At 73.0% G+C, this 23,651-nt stretch carries 21 protein-coding genes and 2 pseudogenes; 9 read left to right on the forward strand and 14 right to left on the reverse strand.

Features of this window, described 5'->3' with window-relative positions; genetic code table 11:
* Positions 1–229: 229 nt before the first annotated feature.
* The 4 genes and pseudogenes from ACZ6D7_RS18760 to ACZ6D7_RS18775 all read right to left on the reverse strand — a co-directional run.
* Positions 230–1,402, reverse strand: a pseudogene (locus tag ACZ6D7_RS18760) (glycosyltransferase); the annotation flags it as partial.
* Between the two features lie 11 nt (positions 1,403–1,413).
* On the reverse strand, positions 1,414–2,541 hold the full coding sequence (locus ACZ6D7_RS18765) for a glycosyltransferase family 4 protein (RefSeq protein ID WP_469491627.1): 1,128 nt from the start codon (positions 2,539–2,541) through the stop codon (positions 1,414–1,416).
* 217 nt (positions 2,542–2,758) lie between these two features.
* Positions 2,759–4,180: a HEAT repeat domain-containing protein gene (locus ACZ6D7_RS18770; RefSeq protein ID WP_469491629.1), complete on the reverse strand. Its 1,422-nt coding sequence runs from the start codon at positions 4,178–4,180 to the stop codon at positions 2,759–2,761.
* Positions 4,181–4,503: 323 nt separating this feature from the next.
* Positions 4,504–4,896 (reverse strand): ankyrin repeat domain-containing protein, encoded by a 393-nt coding sequence (locus ACZ6D7_RS18775; RefSeq protein ID WP_469491631.1) that lies wholly within the window; start codon positions 4,894–4,896, stop codon positions 4,504–4,506.
* Positions 4,897–5,159: 263 nt separating this feature from the next.
* Between ACZ6D7_RS18775 and ACZ6D7_RS18780 the strand changes: the two genes are divergently transcribed.
* A complete protein-coding gene (locus ACZ6D7_RS18780; protein ID WP_469491633.1) occupies positions 5,160–5,354 on the forward strand; it encodes a hypothetical protein in 195 nt (64 codons plus the stop codon).
* 52 nt (positions 5,355–5,406) lie between these two features.
* Complete coding sequence (locus tag ACZ6D7_RS18785) at positions 5,407–6,975, forward strand: hypothetical protein (protein WP_469491634.1); 1,569 nt, start codon at positions 5,407–5,409, stop codon at positions 6,973–6,975.
* A 68-nt stretch (positions 6,976–7,043) separates the two neighbouring features.
* On the opposite strand, the gene ACZ6D7_RS18790 is transcribed toward ACZ6D7_RS18785, so the two are convergent.
* The gene (locus ACZ6D7_RS18790; protein WP_469491636.1) at positions 7,044–8,543 is read right to left on the reverse strand and encodes an SCO1417 family PLP biosynthesis transcription factor; all 1,500 of its coding nucleotides are present in this window, start codon (positions 8,541–8,543) and stop codon (positions 7,044–7,046) included.
* Between the two features lie 99 nt (positions 8,544–8,642).
* On the opposite strand from ACZ6D7_RS18790, the gene yczE reads away from it, so the two are divergent.
* The 4 genes from yczE (at position 8,643) to ACZ6D7_RS18810 (ending at position 12,114) form a co-directional block, all read left to right on the forward strand.
* The gene (gene yczE, locus ACZ6D7_RS18795) at positions 8,643–9,296 is read left to right on the forward strand and encodes a membrane protein YczE (RefSeq protein WP_469491638.1); all 654 of its coding nucleotides are present in this window, start codon (positions 8,643–8,645) and stop codon (positions 9,294–9,296) included.
* Entirely contained in the window at positions 9,293–10,060 is a 768-nt protein-coding gene (locus ACZ6D7_RS18800) for a glycerophosphodiester phosphodiesterase (RefSeq protein WP_469491640.1), read from the forward strand. Before yczE ends, ACZ6D7_RS18800 begins: the two co-directional genes overlap by 4 nt.
* A 51-nt stretch (positions 10,061–10,111) precedes the next feature.
* Positions 10,112–11,461, forward strand: coding sequence for an MFS transporter (locus tag ACZ6D7_RS18805; protein WP_469491642.1), 1,350 nt, complete (start codon positions 10,112–10,114; stop codon positions 11,459–11,461).
* A gap of 278 nt (positions 11,462–11,739) precedes the next feature.
* On the forward strand, positions 11,740–12,114 hold the full coding sequence (locus tag ACZ6D7_RS18810; RefSeq protein WP_020128921.1) for an RNA polymerase-binding protein RbpA: 375 nt from the start codon (positions 11,740–11,742) through the stop codon (positions 12,112–12,114).
* Between the two features lie 94 nt (positions 12,115–12,208).
* Here ACZ6D7_RS18810 and fxsA read toward each other — a convergent pair whose 3' ends face one another.
* The 4 genes from fxsA to ACZ6D7_RS18830 all read right to left on the reverse strand — a co-directional run bounded on the left by fxsA (position 12,209) and on the right by ACZ6D7_RS18830 (position 16,460).
* Entirely contained in the window at positions 12,209–12,760 is a 552-nt protein-coding gene (fxsA, locus tag ACZ6D7_RS18815) for an FxsA family membrane protein (RefSeq protein ID WP_469491643.1), read from the reverse strand.
* Between the two features lie 165 nt (positions 12,761–12,925).
* A complete protein-coding gene (locus tag ACZ6D7_RS18820; protein ID WP_469491645.1) occupies positions 12,926–13,726 on the reverse strand; it encodes a polyprenol monophosphomannose synthase in 801 nt (266 codons plus the stop codon).
* Between the two features lie 570 nt (positions 13,727–14,296).
* On the reverse strand, positions 14,297–15,907 hold the full coding sequence (locus ACZ6D7_RS18825; RefSeq protein ID WP_469491646.1) for an amidohydrolase: 1,611 nt from the start codon (positions 15,905–15,907) through the stop codon (positions 14,297–14,299).
* Between the two features lie 112 nt (positions 15,908–16,019).
* The gene (locus ACZ6D7_RS18830; protein ID WP_189936412.1) at positions 16,020–16,460 is read right to left on the reverse strand and encodes an Lrp/AsnC family transcriptional regulator; all 441 of its coding nucleotides are present in this window, start codon (positions 16,458–16,460) and stop codon (positions 16,020–16,022) included.
* Positions 16,461–16,727: 267 nt separating this feature from the next.
* On the opposite strand from ACZ6D7_RS18830, the gene ACZ6D7_RS18835 reads away from it, so the two are divergent.
* On the forward strand, positions 16,728–17,174 hold the full coding sequence (locus ACZ6D7_RS18835; protein WP_469491649.1) for a hypothetical protein: 447 nt from the start codon (positions 16,728–16,730) through the stop codon (positions 17,172–17,174).
* Between the two features lie 10 nt (positions 17,175–17,184).
* Here ACZ6D7_RS18835 and ACZ6D7_RS18840 read toward each other — a convergent pair.
* Both ACZ6D7_RS18840 and ACZ6D7_RS18845 read right to left on the reverse strand, forming a co-directional pair.
* A pseudogene (locus tag ACZ6D7_RS18840) lies at positions 17,185–18,316 on the reverse strand (phosphotransferase family protein).
* Positions 18,317–18,328: 12 nt separating this feature from the next.
* Positions 18,329–19,444: an Rv3169 family protein gene (locus ACZ6D7_RS18845; RefSeq protein ID WP_469491651.1), complete on the reverse strand. Its 1,116-nt coding sequence runs from the start codon at positions 19,442–19,444 to the stop codon at positions 18,329–18,331.
* 212 nt (positions 19,445–19,656) lie between these two features.
* Between ACZ6D7_RS18845 and ACZ6D7_RS18850 the strand changes: the two genes are divergently transcribed.
* Complete coding sequence (locus tag ACZ6D7_RS18850) at positions 19,657–19,932, forward strand: hypothetical protein (RefSeq protein ID WP_469491653.1); 276 nt, start codon at positions 19,657–19,659, stop codon at positions 19,930–19,932.
* Here the strand turns inward: ACZ6D7_RS18850 and ACZ6D7_RS18855 are convergent.
* Positions 19,895–21,067 (reverse strand): acyl-CoA dehydrogenase family protein, encoded by a 1,173-nt coding sequence (locus ACZ6D7_RS18855; RefSeq protein WP_469491655.1) that lies wholly within the window; start codon positions 21,065–21,067, stop codon positions 19,895–19,897. The genes ACZ6D7_RS18850 and ACZ6D7_RS18855 overlap by 38 nt on opposite strands.
* Positions 21,068–21,298: 231 nt before the next feature.
* Here ACZ6D7_RS18855 and ACZ6D7_RS18860 point away from each other — a divergent pair, with 231 nt between their 5' ends.
* On the forward strand, positions 21,299–22,540 hold the full coding sequence (locus ACZ6D7_RS18860; protein WP_469491657.1) for a glycoside hydrolase family 18 protein: 1,242 nt from the start codon (positions 21,299–21,301) through the stop codon (positions 22,538–22,540).
* Positions 22,541–22,681: 141 nt separating this feature from the next.
* Here ACZ6D7_RS18860 and ACZ6D7_RS18865 read toward each other — a convergent pair whose 3' ends face one another.
* Positions 22,682–23,341 (reverse strand): TetR/AcrR family transcriptional regulator, encoded by a 660-nt coding sequence (locus ACZ6D7_RS18865; protein WP_469491659.1) that lies wholly within the window; start codon positions 23,339–23,341, stop codon positions 22,682–22,684.
* Positions 23,342–23,447: 106 nt separating this feature from the next.
* Positions 23,448–23,588, reverse strand: a complete 141-nt coding sequence (locus ACZ6D7_RS18870; RefSeq protein ID WP_469491661.1) for an SCO1431 family membrane protein — start codon at positions 23,586–23,588, stop codon at positions 23,448–23,450.
* Positions 23,589–23,651: the final 63 nt, after the last annotated feature.

A 23,651-nucleotide genomic window follows, 5' to 3' on the forward strand; every position in this document is an offset into this window, starting at 1 on the left:
GGACCGGTCCCGTCGCGTCGCCCGCGTCAGGACGGGACGCCACCGTCGCGTCGCCCGCGTCGGGACGAACCGGCCCCGTCGCGTCGCCCGCGTCGGGACGAACCGGCCCCGTCGCACCGCCCGCGTCAGGACGAACCGGACCCGTCGCACCGCCCGCGTCAGGACGAACCGGACCCGTCGCACCGCTCACGTCAGAACGCTCCCGTCCCGTCGCACCGCCCACGTCACAACGCTCCGGCACCGTCGCATCGTGCGCCGCCAGGAACGCCTCCACCGCCGTCCCCCACCCGAAGCACTCCGCACGCGCGCGTGCGCCCTCGCGCCGGTCCGTCTCCGGACGCGCCAGCAGGCTCTCCACCGCGTCCGCGAACGCCTCCCCGCGGTCGACGGCGACAGCCCCGGCCGCCCCGATGACCTCGGGCAGGGCGGACGAGGCGCTCACGACCACCGGTGTGCCGCAGGCCATCGCCTCCAGGGCGGCGAGGCCGAACGTCTCGGCGGGCCCCGGGGCCACGCAGACGTCGGCACAGGCCTGGAGCGCGCCCAGCGATCCCCGGTCGGCGACGTGTCCGAGGAAGGTCACCGGCAGCGCCCGCTCCCGTGCCCGCTGTTCGAGCCGGGCGCGCAGCGGCCCGTCCCCGGCGACCACCAGCTTCGCCCGCACGCCCCGCCGCACCAGCGCCTCCAGGGCGTCCAGCGCCGTCGCGGGCCGCTTCTCCACGGACAGCCGGGTGCACGTCACCAGCAGCACCTCGTCCTCGCGCGCATGGCGGGCCCGCAGCCCGGCGTCGTACAGCGAGGGGTGCCGTTCGACGAGGTCGACGCCGAGCGGTGCCCGCACCACGTTGCGGGCGCCGATCCGCACGAACTCCCGTTCGGCGAACTCAGTCGTGCACACCACGCGCGCGTACGTGTGCGCCGTACGGATGTTGAGCGCGTCGGCGGCCCGCCGGGCGGCCGCTTCCGGCATGCCCCAGGTGCGCAGCACGCCGTCGGCGGTCTCGTGGGAGACCATCACCGCGGGCACCCGCGCCCGCCGCGCCCATCTGCCGGTCCACCGCAGGGTCGTACGGTCGGAGACCTCGAGGCGGTCCGGCGCGAGGTCCTCCAGCAGCCGGGCGACGCGCCGCTTGTCGGTGAGGACGCGGTACCCGCCGGTGCCCGGCAGCAGCGGTCCGGGCAGGGTGATCACCCGGCCCTGCTCGGTCTCCCGGTCGCTCACGCGCTCGCCCGGCACGATCAGGACCGACTCGTGGCCCGCCGCCCGGTAGCCCTTGCCCAGCTCGCGCAGCGCGGTGCGCAGCCCGCCGGAGGCGGGGGCCACGAAGTTGGCGAGCCGGACGATCCGCAGCCCCTCGCCTCTCGCACCGGGCGCGCCGGGCGCCCCGGCACCTGTCGAGATCCGCCCCGCGCTCACGCCGCCACCACCGGCCGGCGTGCGGAGAGCACGTCCGCGTAGTGGCCGAGGAGCTGGTCGCCGACGGCGGCCCAGGTGCGACCCTCGACGGTGGCGCGTCCGGAGGTCCCGTACGCCGTCCGCAGCGCGGGGTCGGCGGCCAGGGAGGCCACCGCGTCGCGTACCGCGTCGGCGTCGCGCGGCGGGACGAGCAGGCCGGTGCGGCCGTGCGCGACCAGGTCCAGGGGGCCGCCGGCGGCGGGCGCGACGACCGGCACCCCGCTGGCCATGGCCTCCTGCACGGTCTGGCAGAACGTCTCGAAGGGACCCGTGTGCACGAAGACGTCCAGTGAGGCGAAGATCCGGGCGAGGTCGTCGCCGGTGCGCCGGCCGAGGAAGACCGCGCCGGGGAGGGCCTCGGTCAGATTCGCCTGGCTGGGCCCGTCGCCCACCACCACGACCCGCACGCCGGGCAGCTCGCAGGCGCCGGCCAGCAGCTCGACCTGCTTCTCGGGGGCGAGGCGGCCGACGTAGCCGACGATCAGTTCACCGTTCGGGGCGAGTTCGCGGCGCAGGGCCTCGTCGCGGCGGTCGGGGCGGAAGCGCTCGGTGTCCACTCCGCGCTGCCACAGCTTCACCCGGGGCACACGGTGCGTCTCCAGGTCGTGCAGGGCGGCGCTGGAGGGCGCGAGGGTGAGGTCGGCGGCGGCGTGGACGGACCGTATCCGCCGCCAGGCGGCGGCCTCGCCCGCGTGCACATAGGTGCGGGCGTATCCGGCCAGGTCGGTCTGGTAGACGGCTACGGCCGGGATGCCGAGCCGGGCGGCGGCGGCCATACCGCGTACGCCGAGGATGAAGGGGCTGGCCAGGTGCACGATGTCGGCCTGGTGCTCGACGATGGCCGCGGCGACACGTCGGCTGGGGAGGGCGACGCGGACCTGGGGGTAGCCCGGGAGCGGGAGGGAGGGGACACGGACGACGGGGCACGGCGCGAGGGCGTCCGGCCCGGTACCGGCCGCGGTGGCCGGTGCGACGACGAGCGGGGAGTGACCGCGATCTACGAGGTGCCGGGCGGTCTGGAGCGCGCAGTGGGCCACGCCGTTCACGTCGGGGGGAAAGGATTCGGTCACGATGACGACACGCATACCGGTGTTGTCGCCGTGCTGGACGTGCCCGCGTCAAAGTGGATCTTTCCGAACGCCGAACGTCCCATGAGCGTTGCGCTGCGCACCCGAGCAGGTCAGACGGCATCCATGCGCGTCTGACCTGCGAGTCACCCCGCGTTCACCCAGCGGGCACACTCGTGCCCGGTGAACGCTCGAGTCCGGCGTCCGGCGATCACATCGCGCCGATGTACGGCTGTCACATGGCGGAGGCCGCGTCCGGTCCGATCCGGCTCCGTACGGCCGTCTGTACCTCCGCCTCCTCGGCGGGGTCGGCGGCGAGCCGGCGCAGGCGTTCGACGACCCGGGCGTCGCCGGTCTCGGCGTGCCGGGCGGCGACCTCACGGGTGGCCTCCTCGCAGTCCCAGAGGCATTCGACGGCGAAGCCGGTGGGGAAGGAGGGGTCGGTGGCGGCGAGGGCGCGGGCGCAGCGGCCGCGCAGATGGGACGAGGCCGTCTCGCGGTAGATGTGGCGCAGTACGGGTGCGGCGCAGACGATACCGAGGCGCCCGGCGCCGTCGACGAGGGTCCACAGGGTGGGTGCGTCGCAGCCCTCGCCGCGCACGGCCTCGCGCAGGGCGCCGAGGACGAGGTCACTGTCCCGGGTGCCGCCCCGGCAGGCGAGCACGCGTCCGGCGGCGGCGCCGAGGGAGTCGGGCCGGCGGGCCCAGCCGCGGGCCCGGTCGATGGCGGCGAGGCTGCGCATGCGCTCGAAGGCGTCGACGGCGGCCTCCACAACGGCCGTGCTGCCGGTTGCCACGGCCCGCTCGATCAGGGGGAGGGCCTCGGGATCGTTGCAGTCGGCGAGGTAGCGCAGGGCGGTGCACCGGGCTCCCTCGGTGCCGTCCTGGGCGGCCCGCACGATCTCCGGGCGGTCCTCCGGGCCGGCCACGGCGATCAGGCAGCGGGCGGCCGGCACATGGAGCGCGGCGCCGCGCTCGACGCCCTGCTGGGCCCATTCGAGGACCGCGCTCACGCTCCAGCCGGGGCGGGGTCCGCCGGGACTCATCTGCCGTTGCCAGCGGTCGAAGCAGCCGGCTTCCTGTGCGGCACGCACGCGCGTGGAGATGTGTTCGCGGGGATCCTCGGCCCACAGCCGCCAGGGCCGTGGCTCGAAGGCGTCGCGTACGGCGGCGGCCAGTTCGGACTCGCCCTCGGCGTCCGTCGCGAACCGGGCGAGCACCGGGACGGCGAGGGCACGCAGGCCCGCGTCGTCGTCGCGCAGCGCGAGTTCGTCCAGGGCCCAGGCCCAGTTGGCGCCCGAGGCCGCGTACCTGCGCAGCAGGTCGAGGGCGTCCCGCCTGCCATAGGAGGCGAGATGGCCGAGGACGGCCAGGGCGAGGCCCGTGCGTGACTCCTCGGTGTCGAAGACGTCCTCGACGTCGAAGAGGTGCGCCTCGATCTCGTCGAGGTCGCCGCCCAGGTCGAGGTAGAGCCGGGCGTAGTAGAGCGAGCGGTTCTCCACCTGCCAGTCGTGGCGGGGATCCCGCAGCACACAGTGATTCAGCGCCGCGAGCGCTTCGGCGCGCGGTGCGGTGAGCGCGTGCAGCGTGCCGTCGCCGCGACCCCTCTGGAGGAGGCCGAGCAGCGTACCGCTGGGCGCTATGACCGGATCGAACATGGGAAACAGCCTCACATCAAGCGTCGACGCAACCGGGGACGTGCACTACCTGGCCGCGTGACAACACGTCGGGGCGCCCGCCGTTTCCTGCTTGCTGTAGACCATCTTCCTCTGCCTCTCGTCGGTGGCCCATGCGGACCGCATCACGGCCCGCGCGGTGCGGCAACACCTGCCCAGCCATCGCGTCCGTGAATCACGTCGTCATGATGACCCGGCTGTTCTGCCTGCCGCGACCGAAATTTCCGGCGGCCTTGTACCGCCTCCCCCGTGGTCGTTGATTTACCTGGTCGGCACCTGCTTGTCAGCTGCCCGGGACCGTCGGCTCAGTGCGTGCCGAACAGGTCGAGCAGCTCGGTCCTGGCGAACATCCGGGCCGTGTCGACGGCCGAGGGAGTGCCCGCGGAAGGATCGGCTCCGGCTTCCAGCAGGACCTTGATCACCTCGGTCTCGCCCTTGAAGGCGGCCCCGGCGAGCGGGGTCTGGCCCCGGTCGTTGATCCGGTCGGCCTCGGCGCCGCGGGCCAGCAGGGCCCGGACCGCGTCGGCATGGCCGTGGTAGGCGGCGAGCATCACGAGCGAGTCACCGCGATCGTTGGTGAGGTTGGCCGGAACGCCCGCGTCGACGTAGCCCACGAGCTCCTCGGTCCGGCCCTGCCGGGCCAGATCGAAGATCTTGGTCGCCAGCTCCACGACCTCGGGGTCGGGGGCTTCAGTCATCGGCCTGGACCGCCTCTCGCTTCAACCGTTCAGGTGAATCGCCAGGGTACTGGCTCGTCGCGCACATGGCCGGTGCCCTCCGAGGCAAAGATCACGAAGAGACCCGTTCGACGCAATTCTCCTGCTCAGGCGGCCCAGCAGACCTTACGCCACCTGGTGGAAATCAGCTGAATTTCACCCAGTTGCACCTTTTATCGTATGGATACATCCTGTGATCCTGGAAGTACTCATGGTGACTGTCCCCACGAACCAGGAGATCCCCAATGATCCTTTCCATCTCAGGCGTCGTCCTGTTCGGCGTCATCGCCTTCCTGTTCTTCCGCAAGGACGGACTCAAGGCGTCGCACGCATGCGTCTCGGCGCTCTTCGGCTTCTACCTGGCGAGCACGGCGATCGCCCCGAGCATCAAGGCCGGCGGCGAGAGTCTCGCGAGCCTCCTCGGCGGCATCAAGTTCTGACGCCGGCCGACCCGCCGTCCGTCCCTTCCGTACGCACTTTCAGGAGACAGCAGTGGCCCGGCGCCCCCTCCCCCGCATCCTGAGCACAGGCAGCGCGCAGATCGCCCGGAGCCGGGAGCTGGCCCGGACGGCGGCCGACAGCGCCACGGACGTCCTCCACCCGCTGATCACGATCACCCGCGGTCTGCGCCGGCTGGCCTCCGCCGGGCGGCGCACGTGGGCCGACACCCCCAAGGACAAGCGCGGCCCGCTGCTGTTCCTGGCGGCCTCGGTTGTCCTGGTCGTGGCCCTGGTGCCGTACGGTCCGCTGCTCGCCGTCATCACGCTGATGGCGGCGGCAGCCTGGCAGGGCCGGGACCGCACCCCACCGGTTCCCGAAGGCCCCGACGAGTCGCAGACCCAGCGGCTCCAGTCGCTGTACGAGGCCCTGGTCCCGTACTTCTCGACGGCCGAGGACCCTTCTCCCCTGTACGCGCACGGCGGTGAGTGGGAGAAGGTCTTCCCGGCCTACGAGTTCGACGGCTCGGGCCGCGTCACCGACCTGGTGATCCGCTACCCGGCCTACTTCCCGGACGGCGAGGCCGGTCCCCGCGCGCGGATCGAGCAGTTGCTGACCGCGAAGGCGGGACGCGGCCGCGAGTACCTCTTCACCTGGGACCAGGAGGGCAACGAACTCACCGTCGGCGTCCTCGCCCCGCTCCCCACCGACATCGCCGCCCAGCGCTTCGTCACCGCCCCCGGTGAGACGGTCCTGGGCATCACCGACCCCTCACGCGTCCAGCGCACGCTCCCCCTCACCCACGGCGAGGAGCAGCGCGACGTCCCGCCGGTCGTCTGGCGCACCGGTGTCCGCTCCACCGAGCCGCACCTGCTGGCGGTCGGCCAGCCCGGCAGCGGCACCTCCACCCTGCTGCGCTCCATCGCCCTCCAGGCCCTTCGGCACGGCGACGTCCTGATCGTCGAGGGCGGCGGCACCGGCGAGTACGCCTGCCTCACCGGCCGGGACGGCGTCCTGGGCATCGAGGTCGGGCTGGCCGGGGCGGTGGCGGGCTTGGAGTGGGCGGCGCACGAGACGGAGCGCCGACTGATCGCCGCGAACCGGGCCCGCCAGGAGGGCCATCCGCCGCCGGACGACACCAAGCGCCCCCTGTGGATCCTCCTCGACCGCCCCACGGTCTTCACCCACCTCGCCGAGGCGGACGGCCGGGGGGACCCGCAGTCCCTCCTCCAGGTCCCCCTCCGGCACGGCCGCGCGGCGGCGGTGACGGTGGTCGTGGCCGAACAGTTCGACAGCCTGGACCTCCTGAGCGACGCCGTACGGCAGCACACGCGCGCGCGTGTCGTGCTCGGCCCCGCCTCAGCGGGTCAGCTGACGGCCGTCCTCGGGGCTCCCCCGCACACCACTCCCGTCGAGCAGGTCCCTCCGGGACGCGGTTACGCCCGGCTGGGCGCGGGCGCGGTGCACCGCCTCCAGGTGCCTGCCACCCCGGATCCGTACGACGACGCGACGAGCGACGCGCAGCGGCAGGCGGTGCTGGAGCTGCTGCCGCCGCGGACCGCTCCGGTGGACCCGGCGACGGAGTCGCTCCCGGTACCGGCCGAGGCGGCGGTCGCCGACTAGGGCCAGCCAGGTACGGGAAAGGGCGGGCCGGTCCCCGAGGGACCGGCCCGCCCTTTTGCACATGCGCCTTAGGCGACGAACGTCCGCGGCCCCTCGCCGCCCGCCGTGCCGCCGCTCTCCACGATCCGGGCCGCCGCGGCCAGCCGGGCCGCCGCCTCCTCCGCCACCGCGCCCCCCACGGTGAACGGCAGTCGCACGAACCCCTCGAAGGCGCCGTCGACGCCGAAGCGGGGCCCGGACGGCACCCGCACCCCGACTCGCTCCCCCGCCTCGGCGAGCCGCGAGCCGGACAGGCCCCCGGCCCGCACCCAGAGCGTCAGGCCGCCCTTCGGCACGGCGAACTCCCAGTCGGGCAGCTCCCGCCGCACGGCGGCGACCAGCGCGTCCCGGTTCTCCCGGGCCTGGCTGCGGCGCAGCTCGACGGCGTGCTCCCAGCCGCCGGTGCCGAACAGCCAGTTCACCGCCAGCTGCTCCAGCACGGGCGTACCGAGGTCGGCGTAGGCGCGGGCCGCGACCAGGCTGCGGATGACGTCCGGAGCCGCCCGGACCCAGCCGATGCGCATTCCGGCCCAGAACGCCTTGCTCGCCGATCCGACCGTGATCACGGTCGACCCGGCGGGGTCGAAGCCGCACACCGGCCGGGGCAGCTCCACGTCGTCGTCGAGCCACAGCTCGCTCATCGTCTCGTCCGCGACCAGCACGGTCCCGGCCGAGCGGGCCGCCTCGACCAGCCGGCGCCGCTGGTCCTCGTCGGCGAGCGCGCCGGTCGGGTTGTGGAAGTCGGCCACGACGTACGCGATCCGCGGCGCGGCCTCCCGCAGTACCTGGCGCCAGCGGTCCATGTCCCACCCGGCGAGCCCCTCGGCCATCGCGACGGGCACCAGCCGGGCGCCCGCCTCCCGCATGAGCTGGAGGATGTTGGCGTAGGAGGGCGACTCGACGGCGATGCGCTCGCCGCGCCCGCCGAAGAGATGACAGATGGCGTCGATCGCGCCCATCGCCCCCGTGGTCACCATGATCTGCTCGGGCATGGTCGGGATCCCGCGCGCGGTGTACCGGTCGGCGATCATCGCGCGCAGCGCGGGCAGTCCGGCCGGGTAGTCGCCGTGGGTGTGGGCGTACGGTGGCAGCTCTTCCAGCGCGCCCTGGACGGCGCGGGTGAGCCAGGGTTCGGGCGCGGGCAGGGCCGCGCAGCCCAGGTCGATGATCGAGCCGAGGGCCTCGGGCGGCAGGGGTTCCAGGCCGCGCGCCGGGAGCGGATTGCCCGCGGGGACGGCCGTCCAGCTGCCGGCGCCGCGCCGGGACTCCAGGAACCCCTCCGCGCGCAGCGCCTCATAGGCGGCGGCGACGGTCGTACGGCTCACGGACAGGGCGAGGGCCAGTTCGCGTTCGGCGGGCAGCCGGGCGGCCACCGGGACACGGCCCTCCAGCACCAGCAACCGGACGCCGTCGGCGAGGGCGCGGTAGGCGGGCGGCCGGCGCGTGCCGGGGCCCGCCGGGCGGTCCTGCTGGGACGTGAGCAGCCGCGCGAGCTGTGCGGCGCCCACCGCGGAGGTCCACTGCGCCATGGATACCAGTCCACCTTCCCCGAATTGGCCATGGATGACGATTCCATCCACGCCACAGAGTGTCACGGGTCAGGCCACTTCCACCACAGGGGGCACCTCTTGCCGACCCGGGCACCTCTCACACGCCGGCTGGTCCAGCTCTACGCCGGACTCGCGCTCTACGGCGCCAGCTCCGCCCTTCTCGTCGAGGCGGGCCTGGGTCTCGAACCATGGAACGTGCTCCACCAGGGCCTGGCCGAACTCACCGGCCTGACGATCGGGGTCGTCTCGATCGTCGTGGGCGCGGCGGTGCTGCTCCTGTGGATCCCGCTGCGCCAGCGCCCGGGCCTGGGCACGGTCTCCAACGTCTTCGTGGTCGGCCTCGCGATGGACGGCACGCTCGCCCTGGTCCCCGGGGCGCACTCCCTGGCCGTCCGCGTGCCCCTGCTGGTGGCGGGCATCGTGCTCAACGGCGCGGCCACGGGCCTCTACATCGCCGCCGCCTTCGGACCGGGCCCACGCGACGGGCTGATGACGGGGCTGCACCGGCGTACCGGCCGCTCGATCCGGCTGATGCGCACCGCGATCGAGGTGGCGGTCGTCGTCACCGGCTTCCTGCTCGGCGGCACGATCGGCGTCGGGACGCTGCTGTACGCGGTCTCGATCGGCCCGCTCGCACAGCTCTTCCTGCGGGTGTTCGCCGTCCGGGCGGCATCCGGCGGCAGCACGGTCGTTGCCACCGGGCCACCCCGTGGAGCGATACTGCGTCCGTGAGCACCCTGATACGCCACCCGTACCTCGACCATCCCGGGCCCATCCCGTTCGCGCACCGCGGCGGTGACGCCGACGGCCTGGAGAACACGATGGCGCAGTTCCGGCGCGCGGTCGAGGCGGGCTACCGGTACATCGAGACCGACGTGCACGCCACGCGGGACGGCAAGCTCGTCGCCTTCCACGACTCGACGCTGGACCGGGTGACCGACGGCGCGGGCCGGATCGCCGATCTGCCGTGGGCGGACGTACGGCACGCGCGCGTGGCGGGCAAGGAGCCGGTGCCGCTCTTCGAGGAACTGCTGGAGACGTTCCCCGAGGTGCGCTGGAACGTCGACATCAAGGCCGAGCCGGCCCTCCACCCCCTGCTCAACCTCATCGCGCGCACCGACGCCTGGGACCGGGTGTGCGTCGGCTCGTTCTCCGAGGCCCGTGTGGTGCGCGCCCAGCGGCTGGCCGGGCCGCGCCTGGCCACCTCGTACGGCACCCGGGGCGTGCTCAACCTGCGGCTGCGGTCCTGGGGCGTGCCCGCGGCGCTGCGCCGATCGGCGGTCGCCGCCCAGGTTCCCGAGACCCAGTCGGGCATCCAGGTCGTGGACGCCCGCTTCATACGCGCCGCCCACGCACGCGGGCTTCAGGTGCACGTGTGGACGATCAACGAGCCGGAGCGGATGCACCGGCTCCTGGACCTGGGAGTCGATGGCATCATGACCGATCACATCGACACGTTGCGCAAGGTCATGGAGGACCGGGGCGTCTGGGCCTGAGGACCCTCGCCGCCCTCGCGCGGCACCTTCAGCGGGGAAGCGAGGGCACGGGTGGGCACCGACACCGTGCGGACGGCGGCGTCCGACGAGGCCGCCGGGCGGCGGCGCGAGCAGCGCGGCTGGTACTTCTACGACTGGGCGTGCTCCGTCTACTCGACGAGCGTGCTCACCGTGTTCCTGGGTCCGTATCTGACCTCGGTCGCCAAGGAGGCGGCAGACCCCGAGGGGTATGTGCACCCGCTGGGCATCCCGGTGCGCGCGGGGTCGTTCTTCCCGTACTCGGTGTCCCTGTCGGTGATCGTGGCCGTGCTGCTGATGCCGCTGGTGGGCGCGGCCGCCGACCGCACAGGCCGCAAGAAGCCGCTGCTGGCGGCGGCCGCGTACACCGGGGCCGCGGCGACCACGGGCATGTTCTTCCTGGGCGGGGACCGCTATCTGCTCGGCGGTGCGCTGCTGATCGTGGCGAACGCGGCCCAGTCCGTGGCGATGATGCTCTACAACTCCTATCTGCCCCAGATCGCCCCGCCCGAGGAACGCGACGCGGTCTCCTCGCGCGGCTGGGCCTTCGGGTACGCGGCGGGCTCCCTGGTCCTGGTGCTGAACCTGGTCCTCTATCTCGCCCACGACTCCTTCGGCGTCTCGGAGTCGACGGCCGTGCGGATCTGCCTGGCCTCGGCGGGTCTGTGGTGGGGCGGCTTCACGCTGATCCCGCTGCTGCGGCTGCGGGACCGCCCGCCGGCGGCACGGGAGGCGCCGACGGCTCCGGGGTTGCGCCAGCTCGCGGCCACGGTCCGGGACATGCGCCGCCACCCGCTGACCCTGGCCTTCCTCCTCGCCTACCTCGTCTACAACGACGGCATCCAGACCGTGATCTCCCAGGCCTCGGTCTACGGCTCGGAGGAACTCGGCCTCAGCCAGTCGACGCTGATCGGCGCCGTCCTGCTGGTCCAGGTGCTGGCCGTCGCGGGCGCCCTCGGCATGGGCCGCCTGGCCCGGACGTACGGCGCGAAGCGCACGATCCTCGGCTCGCTGATCGCGTGGACGCTCACCCTGGGCGCCGGGTACTTCCTTCCCGAAGGCGCACCCGTGGGCTTCTTCCTCCTGGCGGCGGCGATCGGACTGGTCCTCGGCGGCAGCCAGGCGCTGTCCCGTTCCCTCTTCTCCCATCTGGTCCCACCGGGCAAGGAGGCCGAGTACTTCTCGGCGTACGAGCTGAGCGACCGCGGGATGAGCTGGCTGGGCCCGCTGCTCTTCGGGATCACCTACCAGCTGACCGGGAGCTACCGGGACGCGATCATCTCGCTGGTGGCCTTCTTCGTGATCGGGTTCGTGCTGCTCGCCCGGGTCCCGGTACGGCGGGCGATCGGCGAGGCCGGCAACCCCGTGCCCGAGAAGATTTAGCACTCAAGGCGAAAGGGCGGTAGTGTACGCGTTTGGCCTGTCAGGCGTACCGTTACTGCGCGTCAAAGATGCCGAAACGCTGGGTGACATCTCCTTTCAGATGTGACAAACCGGGCGCCGGTGGGTACTGCACTGGTTGACAAGGCTGCGGCTACGACGGCGACGCATGACCCGGAACGGGACTCGGAACGGGAATCTTTACCGCCGACCGGACGTTGACCGGATGACGACGACAGCGACACCTGTCCTGTGGGCGACAAGCCCGGGAGGCACGATTCATGAGTGAGCGAGCTCTTCGCGGCACGCGCCTCGTGGTGACCAGCTACGAGACGGACCGCGGTATCGACCTGGCCCCGCGCCAGGCCGTGGAGTACGCATGCGAGAAGGGGCACCGCTTCGAGATGCCCTTCTCGGTCGAGGCGGAGATTCCGCCGGAGTGGGAGTGCAAGGTCTGCGGAGCCCCTGCACTCCTCGTGGACGGCGACGGCCCTGAGGAGAAGAAGGCCAAGCCCGCGCGTACGCATTGGGACATGCTGATGGAGCGGCGCACCCGCGAGGAACTCGAAGAGGTCCTCGAGGAGCGCCTGGCCGTGCTGCGGTCCGGGGCGATGAACCTTGCGGTGCATCCCCGCGACAGCCGCAAGTCCGCCTAGCGGACGGCCGGCCGGCAACAGACGCCAATGACCGCGGGCGCCGTACGTGATGCACGTACGGCGCCCGCGGTCGTTGTGCGTCCGGCGGCGGGAGCTACCGCTCGTCGCGGATGACCTCGCCCTGGATGACCTCGCCCTGGACGACCTTGCCGTCGGGGCGGTGGATCCGGGCCTGCTGGTAGGCGTCGCCCAGGGAGCCCGGGGTGCCCGCGGCAGCCAGCAGCTTGCGCTCGGCGTAGGAGCCGATGGCCTTCTGGACGGGCGGGAGGAGCAGAAGGAGGCCCACCGCGTCCGAGATCACACCAGGGATCATCAGGAGCAGACCGCCGAGCATCATCAGGCCGTTGCCCCCGCCCCGGGTGGGGGCGGTGCCGCGCTGGAGCGTCTCGTTGAGGTTCCGGAAGGCGCGGCGGCCGGCGCGCTTGATGACCACCGAGCCGAGCACGAACCCGGCGACGAGGAGCAGGAAGACCGCGAATCCACCGGCCGCGCCCGCGACCAGCGTCAGCAGCCAGATCTCCAGCACCAGCCACACGGCGAGCCCCAGCGGCAGGAACGTCCGCAGGCGGGAACGCCGGGGCCGGCTCGCGCGCGGGCCGGAGGCACCGGAGGTGGGGTACGTCGGGATCGGGGCGCCAGTCGTCATACGTCCAGTGTGCCTGGACGAAGCTCAGAGCGGCATAAGGGGACGATCAGCCGTTTCTGTGCGCACCCCCCGGCGGGCACACCGCCTCCGCCGGGACAGCTCCGCCCGCCACTTCCGCGGCGACTCGCCACTTCCGCGGCGACTCGCCACTTCCGCGGCGGCCCGCTACTTCTGCGGCGGCTCGTTCCGCCCCGTGATCTTGCCGACCCGCTCCCCCACGCCCCACGCAGTGACCCTCCACAGCGCCTCGACGAGGATGTCGCGGCTCATCTTGGAGTCGCCGAGCTCGCGCTCGACGAAGGTGATCGGAACCTCGACGACGTGGTAGCCGGCCTTGACGGCGCGGCGGGCCAGGTCGACCTGGAAGCAGTAGCCCTGGGAGGCGACCTCGTCGAGACCGAGGCCCTCCAGGGTCTCGCGGCGGAAGGCCCGGTAGCCGCCGGTGATGTCGCGCAGCGGCAGGTCGAGGGCGAGCCGGGAGTAGAGGCTGCCGCCGCGGGAGATGACCTCGCGGGATTTGGGCCAGTTCACCACGCGGCCGCCCGGCACCCACCGGGAGCCCAGGACCAGGTCGGCGCCCTTGAGCGCGGTGAGCAGCCGGGGCAGTTCCTCGGGCTGGTGGGAGCCGTCGGCGTCCATCTCGATGAGCACGCCGAAGCCGTTCTCCAGGCCCCAGCGGAAGCCGGCCAGGTAGGCGGCGCCGAGGCCCTCCTTGCCCTTGCGGTGCAGGACCTGGACCTGGTCGTCGTCGGCGGCCAGTTCGTCGGCGAGCTTGCCGGTGCCGTCGGGGCTGTTGTCGTCGGCCACGAGGACATGGGCCTCGGGGACGGCCTTGCGCACCCGGCCGACGATGCCCTTGATGTTCCCCGCCTCGTTGTAGGTCGGAATGATCACCAAGGCGGTGCCGAGCGGGCCGAACTGCCTCCCCCGGTCCTGTGCCGCGAGGGTCCCGTCGCCGTCGTTCACTGCTGCCCCTTCGTGTCCGTACGCAGGGGACCACCATAGTGGCCGCCGCCTGCGGTGACGCGAACAGGACGTTCGTATGGTGGTGTCGATTCCCTAAAAGCGGGGTAAGACTGTCGTTTTGGGCTTGTATGTACGCACGTACCCCGCACGGACGCGTGCCAAGCCCGCCGCGGCGGGGGGCCCGGCGCTCTTCGGGCCGACCTGGGGCCCGCTGGCTGCGGGTCGACCGAAAGCCGTTGTCTACTGAGCGCCCGGGCCCCACCCGGGTCACACCTCCCCGGCCGGACGGAACGTTCCCTCGCTGCGGCGCTGGCGCTGAGCCTGGCTGCCAGTGGCGGTGCCCCGGTGCGGCACACCGTCCCTGACCCAGCGGCGCCGCGGCGAGTGCGCGGACGTTACGCGGCGGGGCGTCCGATGGTGGACCCGGCCGAACCTACCGGCCCCCGGCCATCGGCTGTCAACAGCCGTTCGACCTGCGGCTCTTCGGACAATGCCCAGGTCAGCGGGGAGGTGATCCGGGCCGTACGACGATGCGCGGACGGGTGATCTTCCGGGCCCGGCGTCCCGGGATCACTCACCCGGCCGTACGTACACGGTCCGTCCGCCGACCACCGTGCGCAGACACAGCGGCAGGTCCCGGCCGGGGGTGAGGTCGGGCAGGCCGGGGGTGCCGGAGCGGGGGTCGGTGGACCAGCGGGCGACCCGGTCGTCGGGGGCCTGGACGATCAGCTCCTCGGTCCGCCAGACCGCGTAGTCGGCGGGCGCGCCCGGGACCAGGACGCCGGCGTCGTCGCGGCCGATCGCCCGCCAGCCGCCGCGGGTGTGGGCGGTGAAGGCGGCGCGGACGGAGACGCGGTGGTCGGGGGTGCGGTGGAAGGCGGCGGCCCGGACCGTGCCCCAGGGGTCGAGGGGGGTGACGGGGCTGTCGGAGCCGAAGGCCAGCGGCACACCCGCCCGCAGCAGGGCCGCGAAGGGGTTCAGAGTGCGGGCCCGCTCGGCGCCCAGACGCTGGGCGTACATGCCGTCCGCGCCGCCCCACAGGGCGTCGAAGGCGGGCTGGACGGAGGCGGTCAGCCCGAGTTCGGCGAAGGCGGCGATCGTCCCCGGGGTGAGCATCTCGGCGTGCTCGACCCGGTGGCGGGCGGCGCGGACGCGGGCGAGGCCGACCTTCTCGGCGGCGGCGCGCACACCCTCGACGACGGCGGTCACAGCGGCGTCGCCGATGGCGTGGAAGCCGGCCTGGAGCCCGGCCTCGGTGCAGGCCAGCACGTGCGCGGCCACGTCGGCGGCGGTCAGGTAGGCGGTGCCGGTGTGGGCCGCGTCGGTGTACGGGGCGTGCAGACAGGCGGTGTGGGAGCCGAGGGCGCCGTCGACGAACAGATCACCGGCGGCCCCGAGCGCGCCCAGCTCCCGCGCCTTCGCCACGCCTTCCGCGGCCTGCTCGGCCCAGTAGCCGACGACCCGCGGTCCCGTCTCCTCGGCGGCGAGCCGCAGCAGGTCCGTGAAGTCGTCCTCGGAGGAGATCTCGGGGCCGGCGCACTCGTGGACGCTGCCGATACCGAGGGAGGCGGCGTGCGCGAGGGCGACGCGCTGGGCCTCGGTGCGCTGGGCCGGCGTCACGGCCGCGAACGCGGCGGCGCGGACGGTGTGGTGGGCGTCGGCGGTGAGCGGCCCGTCGGGTGCGCCGAGGGCGGGCGTCAGCTCCAGCAGGGCCGTGGAGACGACCGCCGAGTGCACATCGATCCGGGACAGATAGAGGGGACGGCCGCCGGTGGCCACGTCGAGTTCGGCGCGGGTCGGCGGACGGCCGCCGGGCCAGCGGGAGGCGTCCCAGCCGTGCCCGAGCAGGACCTTGTCCTGCGGCCGGGCGGCGGCGAAGTCCCGGACCAGGGCGAGGGCCGCCTCCAGGGAGGGAGCGGTCGAGAGGTCGAGGCCGGTCAGCGCGAGGCCCGTGGACGTGGTGTGCACATGGGCGTCGGTGAAGGCCGGGGTGACGAGGGCGCCGTCGAGGTCGACCACCTCGTCGACGCCGTCCGCGAAGGCGTCGGCGGCGCCCTCCGAGCCGACCCAGGCGACCTGACCGCGCTCGACGACCATCGCGGTCGCGAACGGGTCGGCGGGACTGTGGACCTCTCCGCGGCGGAGCAGGACGGTCTTCGGCTCGGGGGTGCGCTCACTCATGGGGAACAGTCTCGCGCCTCACCGGAGCCGCCCGGCACACGGGCCCCTCCGATCGCGGGGCCCGGCGCACGGACCCCCTCCGCTCCGCGGCCGCCGGGCGCACGGACCGCCCTCAGATACGCGGCGGCCGAGCCTCGTACGGTGTCGACAGGACGACCGTCGTCCGTGTCGAGACGCCCGCGAGGGCCCGCAGCCGCCCCAGCAGCTCCTCCAGTTCGTGCGGGGTGGCCACCCGCACTTTGAGGATGTAGTTCTCGTCGCCCGCGACGCTGTGGCAGGCCTCGATCTCGGGCACCCCGGCGAGGCGGTCGGCGATGTCGTCGGGAGCGCTGGGGTCGAACGGTTTCACCGAGATGAAGGCGGTCAGGGGCAGCCCGACGGCCTCCGGGTCGACGACGGCCGCGTACCCCCGGATGACGCCGCGCTGTTCCAGCCGGCGCACCCGCTGGTGCACGGCCGACGTGGACAGGCCCGTGGCCTTGCCCAGATCGGTGTAACTCATCCGCCCGTCCTTGACGAGCAGCTGCACGATTTGTCGGTCCAGCTCCTCCATGACGGAAGAACCTACAGTGCGTCTGATCTCCGCGTATACCTATGCAGCGCAGGTCATACCCGGTTCGTGATGTGGCCGGGAGTCGTCCGTGCGCGGCCTGAGCGGTTCAGCCGCGCACGAGGCACCTGCGATTGGCATGTGACGAAGGCCACAGACTTCGTCGGGGCTTCGTGATGTCCTCGTGATTACCGCCGAGACGGGTTGGGAAGTGCTTGCTGTGGTCGAGGCCGCAGTGCCTGAACGGCCCAGCCCGAGGGGGAGAATCCCATGCAGAGTCTGAAGCGCCCTGGTCGCACCGCGCCCAAGCGGCTCATGTCCGTGGTCGAGTCCGAGCCGGAGGGCGTCGAACCCGACTTCGCCGAGACCTATGACGGCGACGAACTCGACACGTACGACACCTTCGAGATGTACCGGGTGATCTGCCCGGACTGCGCGCAGCCCATCGCACTGCTGGCCGACGAGGAGATCCTGCCGGAGCACGCACTGTGCGCCTCGCCGTGGAACCCGTTCGGGCTCACGGTCTGCGCCGGCACCGGGCGCACGGCGGCCGAGGCCCGGCCCGCCGACGAGTCCTTCACGCCCCAGGAGCAGGACACCGCGCTGCTGCTGACGCTCCCTCAGGGGCTCGACTGGCGCACCCAGCCCTTCTCGCACGTCGGCGGCCCGGGCTCGCGCCCGATGCGCGTGCCGGCGATGCGCCGCCACGCCGCCTGAGCCGGCTCGCTCAGTCCCAGTAGCTGCCCTGCACCATGGCCCGCAGGCTGCCGTGGTGCAGGATCAGTGTGTCCGGATCCGCCGGGACGGCCACTTCACCGAAGTACGCCTGGCGGTAGGCGATCCGCAGCATCACCATCGCGTGCCGGAGCGCCGCGTACAGGGTGTGGAACTCCATGTTCCGTGGGGTGTGACCGGTGAGGTCCGCGTAGCGCGCCTCCACCCGGTCGCGGCGCAGGAAGTCCGGCAGTCCGCGCTGTCCGGAGGCTACGGTCAGGTCCTGGAAGAAGCGGTGCAGATAGATCGTCCAGCCGAGGTCGACCTCGCGCGGGGCGAGTGCCGCCATCTCCCAGTCCAGTACGGCGGCGGGCTCGAAGCCGTCGTGGACGACATTGCCGATCCGGGCGTCGCCCCAGTTCAGCACGGGTGCGCCCGGGTCGTCCGGCCACAGCTGCGCCAGCCGGTCGAAGGCCGCCTCGATCAGCGGTGAGGGGGCGAGTCCGGCCACCACCCAGTCGATGGGGACCCCTCCCGCTCGAGGGAAGCCGAGAGTGGGGGAAGGCACGTTGGGCCGTGACATGGCGGCGCAGCGCGTCCCCGTCGCCCGGTGGGTCGAGGAACTCGGCCTCGTGCGGGGGTACTTGGTCGTGCAGCCGGGCCAGCAGCCCGATCGTGGCGGCCTCCAGCCGCTCCCGCTGCGCGTCGCCCGCGGCGTGCAGCCAGTTCCCCTCGTAGGTGTACGGCATCACGTCGGGCGGAACCCTGCCCTCGGCCCGTTCCCTCACGAAGAACGGCGCGCCGAGCGGGCCGGGGTCCTCCTCCAGCCAGAGCGCCTTCGGCACCGGGAGGTCCGTCCGCTCGGCGACCAGGTGCATGGTGCGGTACTGCCGGACCATGTCGTAGACGGGGAACACGGTGTACGCCGCCGGATCCGCCGCCGGCCTCAACGCGCAGGCGCGCACCGGCGGTCGGGGGTGCTCGAGGCCGAAGAGCAGGGTCTCGCTGGACATGCCGTTGGAGGCGGGGACGGTCACGCCGGTCGCCTCGGCGCCCGGCAGCCGCGCGGCGAGCCAGACGCTCAGCCGGCGGGTCAGCTCCTCGAGGTCCCGGGTGGTGGCGCGGGGACGCGGTGTCGTCGCCATGCCCTCGCCTCCCTAGGGTGCGACCGAGTCGAAGCCGGTGAAGCCGCTCGGGTCGTGGCGGCCGAACGAGCCGTGCTCGAAGATGCCGTAGCCGGTCTGGCCGTCCATCCGGAAGCGGGCCGCGTGATCGGTCACCCCGCAGGCGGCCCGGGGGTGAGGTGCCGTCAGGTCGTAGGTGCGGCGGTCGGTCCAGCCGGGGCCCTGCCAGGTGCCGTGCTGCCAGTCGTCGGCCGGCGGACAGCCGGCGCCGATCGCGAGCGGGGAGGAGGTGAGGATCTCCGCCGTCAGCTCCAGGGGCTTGCGGACGTCCCCGAGGTGGATCAGGGCGCGCTCGGGGTGGCGGGTGCCGGGCCGGTAGCCGATCTCGGCCTGCGGCCAGCCGAGTTGGCGGTCACGGCGGCCCGGGCGGACGAGGGTGGCGTCGTTCAGGGAGCGGTGGCCGTCCGCGTCCTCCTGGACGACGACCATCAGGAAGCGGTCTTCGAAGCGGACCGGGCACCAGATCCAGTGGAACCCCTCGGTCGGATGGTCCTGCGCCAGCCGCCCGCCCTCCTCGCCGGGCACCGGGCGCACGCCCCAACTGCGGTCCCGGGTCCCGGTCCAGGCGCCCGCCGTCAGCCGGATCTCCCGCCCGCCCGCCCGCATCCGCCCCACGCACCGGCCGGCCTGCACGAACCGCTTCCCCTCCAGCGTGAGCCGCCCGCCGCGCCGCTGCTGGTGGTGCGGCTCCCACAGCGCCGGGAAGTCCGCCGACCAGTGGATCTCGTACGACAGCCCGTCCGGGTCGTCCGGGTCCGCCGCGCAGCTCAGGACGAAGTCCCGCAGCGGGCGCTCGACCCGGATGCGCAGGGGGCCGACCTCCAGGCGCGTCCGGTCGTCGCCGAGGGCGTCGGAGGCGCGCACGGCGTACAGGGTGTCGCCGAGGCGGAGGGTGGCGTACGCGTCGATCACACCGAGGTTGGGGTAGACCCCGAGACCGGCGATCAGCAGGGCGCGCCCCTCGTGGTCGAGGACGTGGAAGATGCAGCGGTCGTAGGCGTTGCGGTCCCCGGTCGCGACGTGCTTCATCGACAGGGGCACCTGGTGGACGGGGTACTCGTCGAGCGGCACGGGACGGTCGTCGACCACGGGCACACCTCCGTGGGAGCAAGGAATTTGACGGTACGTCAGTCGCTCGCGGGCGACCAGATGCGCGGCCGGCCGAAGCCGGTCCGGGCCCGGCCGGCCGAGCCGCCGCTGCCCCGTCGGCGTCGCGCCGGGCCCCACACCGGGCGCACCCCGAACGCACTCCCGACGACCCGAGCCGTGACCTGCGGCGGCGCCCCCGCGTTTGCCCCGGTATGACCCTCACGTACACCGCGACGGCGGCACGGCACCGGCAGCTCTTCGTCCCCGTGCACCGGGAGGCGCCGCGCGCAGAATCGGTTCCGCTGGCTCCGCCGGCCCCACCGGTGCCGCAGGACCCGCCCATCTACCGCGCCCTGCTGCACACCTGGGCCGAGCGGGGCCGTACGCTGCCGGGACGCCACGACCCGGAGTGGGTGCGGCTCGCGGCGCCGCAGGTGCGGCCGGGGCAGTTCAGCGGCTCTCCGGACCCACTAGGTGACGGGCGATGACCATCCGTTGGATCTGGTTCGTACCCTCGACGATCTGCAGGACCTTGGCCTCGCGCAGATAGCGCTCGACGGGGAAGTCGGCGGTGTAGCCGTACCCGCCGAGCACCTGGACGGCGTCGATGGTGACCTGCATCGCGGCGTCGGTGCAGTGGAGTTTGGCCATGGCGGCCTGCCGGACGAAGGGCCGGCCGGTGTCCCGCAGCCGCGCCGCCGCCAGGTACAGGGCGCGGCCCGACTCGATCCGGGTCGCCATGTCGGCGAGCAGGAATCGCAGCCCCTGGAAGTCCGCGAGGGGCCGCCCGAACTGCCGTCGCCGCACCGCGTACGCGACCGCCTCGTCGAGGGCGGCCTGGGCGAGGCCCACCGCGCAGGCGGCGATGCCGAGCCGTCCGGAGTCCAGCGCGGCCAGGGCGATGGCGAAGCCCTGCCCCTCGTCGCCGAGGCGGCGCGCGTCGGGGACCCGTACGCCGTCGAGGTGGACCTGAGCGGTGGGCGAGCCCTTCAGACCCATCTTCCGCTCCGGCGGCGCGGCGGAGAGCCCCTCGGCGTCGCCCGGCACCAGGAAGGCGGTGATCCCGCGCGGCCCTTCGCCGCCGGTGCGCGCCAGGACGGTGTAGAAGTCGGCGATCCCGCCGTGGGTGATCCAGGCCTTGGTGCCGCTGATCACCCAGTCCTCGCCGTCCCGCACCGCCCTGGTCCGCAGCGAGGCGGCGTCCGACCCGGAGGACGGCTCGGAGAGGCAGTACGCACCGAGCAGCCCGCCGCCGAGGATCGCGGGCAGATGGACGGCCCGCTGCTCCTCGGTGCCGTGGGCGGCCAGCGCGTACGCGGCCAGGGTGTGGACGCTGACGCCGAGCCCGACGGTGAGACGGGCCGCGGCGAGTTCCTCGAGGACCTGGAGGTAGACCTCGTAGGGCTGGTCGCCGCCGCCGTGGGCGGAGTCGTACGGCAGACCCAGCAGGCCCGCTTCCGACAGGAGGGTGAACAGCGCGCGGGGGAAGCGTCCGGCGGCCTCCTCCTCGGCGGCGGCCGGGACGATCTCGCGCCGGGCGATGTCACGGACGAGCGTCATCAGCTCCCGGGCCTCGTCCGTGGGCAGGGCACGGTCCACCGGTGTCGGCGCACGGTCGGGCATGGCGGCGCTCTCCTCCCTGACGGACCAGGGGCTGGCGCTGTGAGTATGCCCCGGGGACGCCCGCGCCGCACGGGCAGACAGGTCCCCGACCGGTCTCCCGGGCTCCGCCCGGATTGGTCCGAACCATTGACCGAACTGGTCTAGTCCTCCTACCGTTTCGGACCAACGCCTCCCCGCGTTCATGCCGATCGGCGTGCGATCGCCTCCCTGTCCCCTGCGAGGAGACACCCGATGCACACCCCGTTCCGCCCCCGCACCCGGTTCCGGGCGCTGCTCTCCGCTGGTTGCTGCGCCGTCCTCGGCGCCGCCCTGCTCGCCGGCGCGGGCACCGCCACGGCGAACGAGCCCGACCGCACCGAGGCCCACACGAACCGCTCCAAGGTCGTGGGCTACTTCACCGACTGGGGCATCTACGGCCGCCAGTACTTCGTCAAGAACATCGAGACGTCCGGCTCCGCCGACCGGCTCACGCACATCAACTACGCCTTCGGCAACGTCACCGACGGCAAGTGCGCCCTCGGTGACGCCTGGGCCGACACGGACAAGCCGTTCACCGCGCAGGAGTCCGTGGACGGCGTCGCCGACACCGCGGACCAGCCGCTCAGCGGCAACTTCAACCAGCTGCGCAAGCTGAAGAAGCTCCACCCGAACCTCAAGGTCATCTGGTCCTTCGGCGGCTGGAGCTGGTCCGGCGGGTTCGGCGAGGCGGCCAAGGACCCGGCCGCGTTCGCCGAGTCCTGCCACGACCTGGTCGAGAACCCCAGGTGGGCCGACGTCTTCGACGGCATCGACATCGACTGGGAGTACCCCAACGCCTGCGGCCTGACCTGCGACACCAGCGGCCGGGAGGCGTTCAGGGACGTCATGAAGGCCATGCGCACCACGTTCGGCAAGCGCGACCTGGTCACGGCCGCGATCACCGCGGACGCCTCCGTCGGCGGCCGGATCGACGCGGCCGACTACGCGGGCGCGGCACGGTACGTCGACTGGTACAACCCGATGACCTACGACTACTTCGGCACCTGGGCGACCACCGGCCCCACCGCACCGCACTCGCCGCTGACCTCCTACCGCGGCATCCCGCAGCGGGGCAACGACACCGCGACCACGATCGCCAAGCTCAAGAGCCTGGGCATCCCCTCGCGCAAGCTGCTGCTCGGCATCGGCTTCTACGGGCGCGGCTGGACCGGTGTCACCCAGGCGAAGCCGGGCGGCACGGCCACGGGACCCGCGCCGGGCACGTACGAGGCGGGCAACGAGGACTACAAGGTCCTCAAGGAGAGGTGCCCGGCGACCGGCACGGTCGGCGGCACCGCCTACGCCAAGTGCGGTTCGGAGTGGTGGAGTTACGACACCCCGAGGACCATCGCGACCAAGATGAGGTACAAGGACCGCCAGGGACTGGCCGGGACCTTCTTCTGGGAGCTGAGCGGGGACACCGCGGACGGTGAGCTGATCGACGCGATCAGGTAGCGCGCGATCGAGTGGCCCGGCTCATGGGGCATTCGGGGCGGAGGACCACGAGCCTCCGCCCCGGTGCCGGGTCGGCACTCGGGCGCCGGAGGTCAGGCGTCAGATGTCGGGCGTCATGCGTCAGATGTCGGGCGTCAGCTGTCAGGCGTCCCGGCGGGCCGGCTTCGGAGCCGTGAAAACCGGATCGATCTCCTCGATGGCGCGCAGGGTGCCGCCCAGGGTCTTCACCAGCAGGTCGCACATGGTCGCGCGGGAGAGTTCGGGGCGGTCGATCCAGTCGAGGGTGGCCCCCTCCACGCTGCACACCCAGGCGAGCAGGCCCATCCGGGGCAGCCGCGGGATGTCACCGCGGCCGTAGGCGCCCTCGGCGATGGTCGCCACGATCGCCGCGCGCACCCCGTCGCGGATGGCGTGCACCTCGGTGTCGAAGCCGACCCCGCCGCTGACGATCGTGCGGAAGGCGGCCTGGTTGTGCTCGGCGTAGCGCAGATAGCCGTCGATGGTGCGCTGCACCCGGTCCACCTGGGGAAGTTCGAGGCCGCTCGCGGCGAAGGAGACCAGATCGGCGACGGAGTCCTGGACGATCGCCAGGTAATAGCCGCGCTTGGACTGGAAGTAGTAGTAGATCAGCCCCTTCGCGACGTGGGCCTGCCGCGCGATGTCGTCCATCGAGAGCGCGTCGTAGGACGTGTCGGCGAACAACCTGCGCCCGATGGCGATGAGTTCGGCACGACGCGCGAGCGAGCGCTCGGTTCCCCGCGCCCGGGGACGGGCGGCGTCGCGCTGTTGGCTGATTTTCACTTTCGACCTGGTCTCCAACGGTCGGCGGGACGACGTCAGTATGTCAGGTCGAACCGTGGATCAGGTCACATCGGTCATACCGCAGCGGGCAGCGGCCGGTCCCCTGTCAGAGCAGTCCGAGCTGGGTCACCAGCATCGCGACGACCGCGACGAGGACCCAGCCCATGAGGTGCTCGACGACCTTCGGACCGTCGTCCCGGGGACCGCCGGTGCGGGTGCGGGCGGTGGCGGCTGCGTGTGCGGTCATGGCGTCTCGCTGAGGTGGGGGAGGGGCTGCGTTCTGTCCACCTTGCCACCGTTCAGGCGCTTT

It is taken from the genome of Streptomyces sp. NPDC041784, from assembly GCF_055591025.1.

Bases quoted from the DNA above. Each gene is read 5' to 3' on its own strand.
- ACZ6D7_RS18855 (WP_469491655.1), bottom strand. From the start codon at position 21,067: ATGCCCGACCGTGCGCCGACACCGGTGGACCGTGCCCTGCCCACGGAC.
- ACZ6D7_RS18790 (WP_469491636.1), bottom strand. From the start codon at position 8,543: ATGGCGCAGTGGACCTCCGCGGTGGGCGCCGCACAGCTCGCGCGGCTG.
- fxsA (WP_469491643.1), bottom strand. From the start codon at position 12,760: ATGACGACTGGCGCCCCGATCCCGACGTACCCCACCTCCGGTGCCTCC.
- ACZ6D7_RS18825 (WP_469491646.1), bottom strand. From the start codon at position 15,907: ATGAGTGAGCGCACCCCCGAGCCGAAGACCGTCCTGCTCCGCCGCGGA.
- ACZ6D7_RS18770 (WP_469491629.1), bottom strand. From the start codon at position 4,180: ATGTTCGATCCGGTCATAGCGCCCAGCGGTACGCTGCTCGGCCTCCTC.
- ACZ6D7_RS18775 (WP_469491631.1), bottom strand. From the start codon at position 4,896: ATGACTGAAGCCCCCGACCCCGAGGTCGTGGAGCTGGCGACCAAGATC.
- ACZ6D7_RS18835 (WP_469491649.1), top strand. From the start codon at position 16,728: ATGCAGAGTCTGAAGCGCCCTGGTCGCACCGCGCCCAAGCGGCTCATG.
- ACZ6D7_RS18870 (WP_469491661.1), bottom strand. From the start codon at position 23,588: ATGACCGCACACGCAGCCGCCACCGCCCGCACCCGCACCGGCGGTCCC.
- ACZ6D7_RS18810 (WP_020128921.1), top strand. From the start codon at position 11,740: ATGAGTGAGCGAGCTCTTCGCGGCACGCGCCTCGTGGTGACCAGCTAC.
- ACZ6D7_RS18780 (WP_469491633.1), top strand. From the start codon at position 5,160: ATGATCCTTTCCATCTCAGGCGTCGTCCTGTTCGGCGTCATCGCCTTC.
- ACZ6D7_RS18860 (WP_469491657.1), top strand. From the start codon at position 21,299: ATGCACACCCCGTTCCGCCCCCGCACCCGGTTCCGGGCGCTGCTCTCC.
- ACZ6D7_RS18830 (WP_189936412.1), bottom strand. From the start codon at position 16,460: ATGGAGGAGCTGGACCGACAAATCGTGCAGCTGCTCGTCAAGGACGGG.
- ACZ6D7_RS18765 (WP_469491627.1), bottom strand. From the start codon at position 2,541: ATGCGTGTCGTCATCGTGACCGAATCCTTTCCCCCCGACGTGAACGGC.
- ACZ6D7_RS18850 (WP_469491653.1), top strand. From the start codon at position 19,657: ATGACCCTCACGTACACCGCGACGGCGGCACGGCACCGGCAGCTCTTC.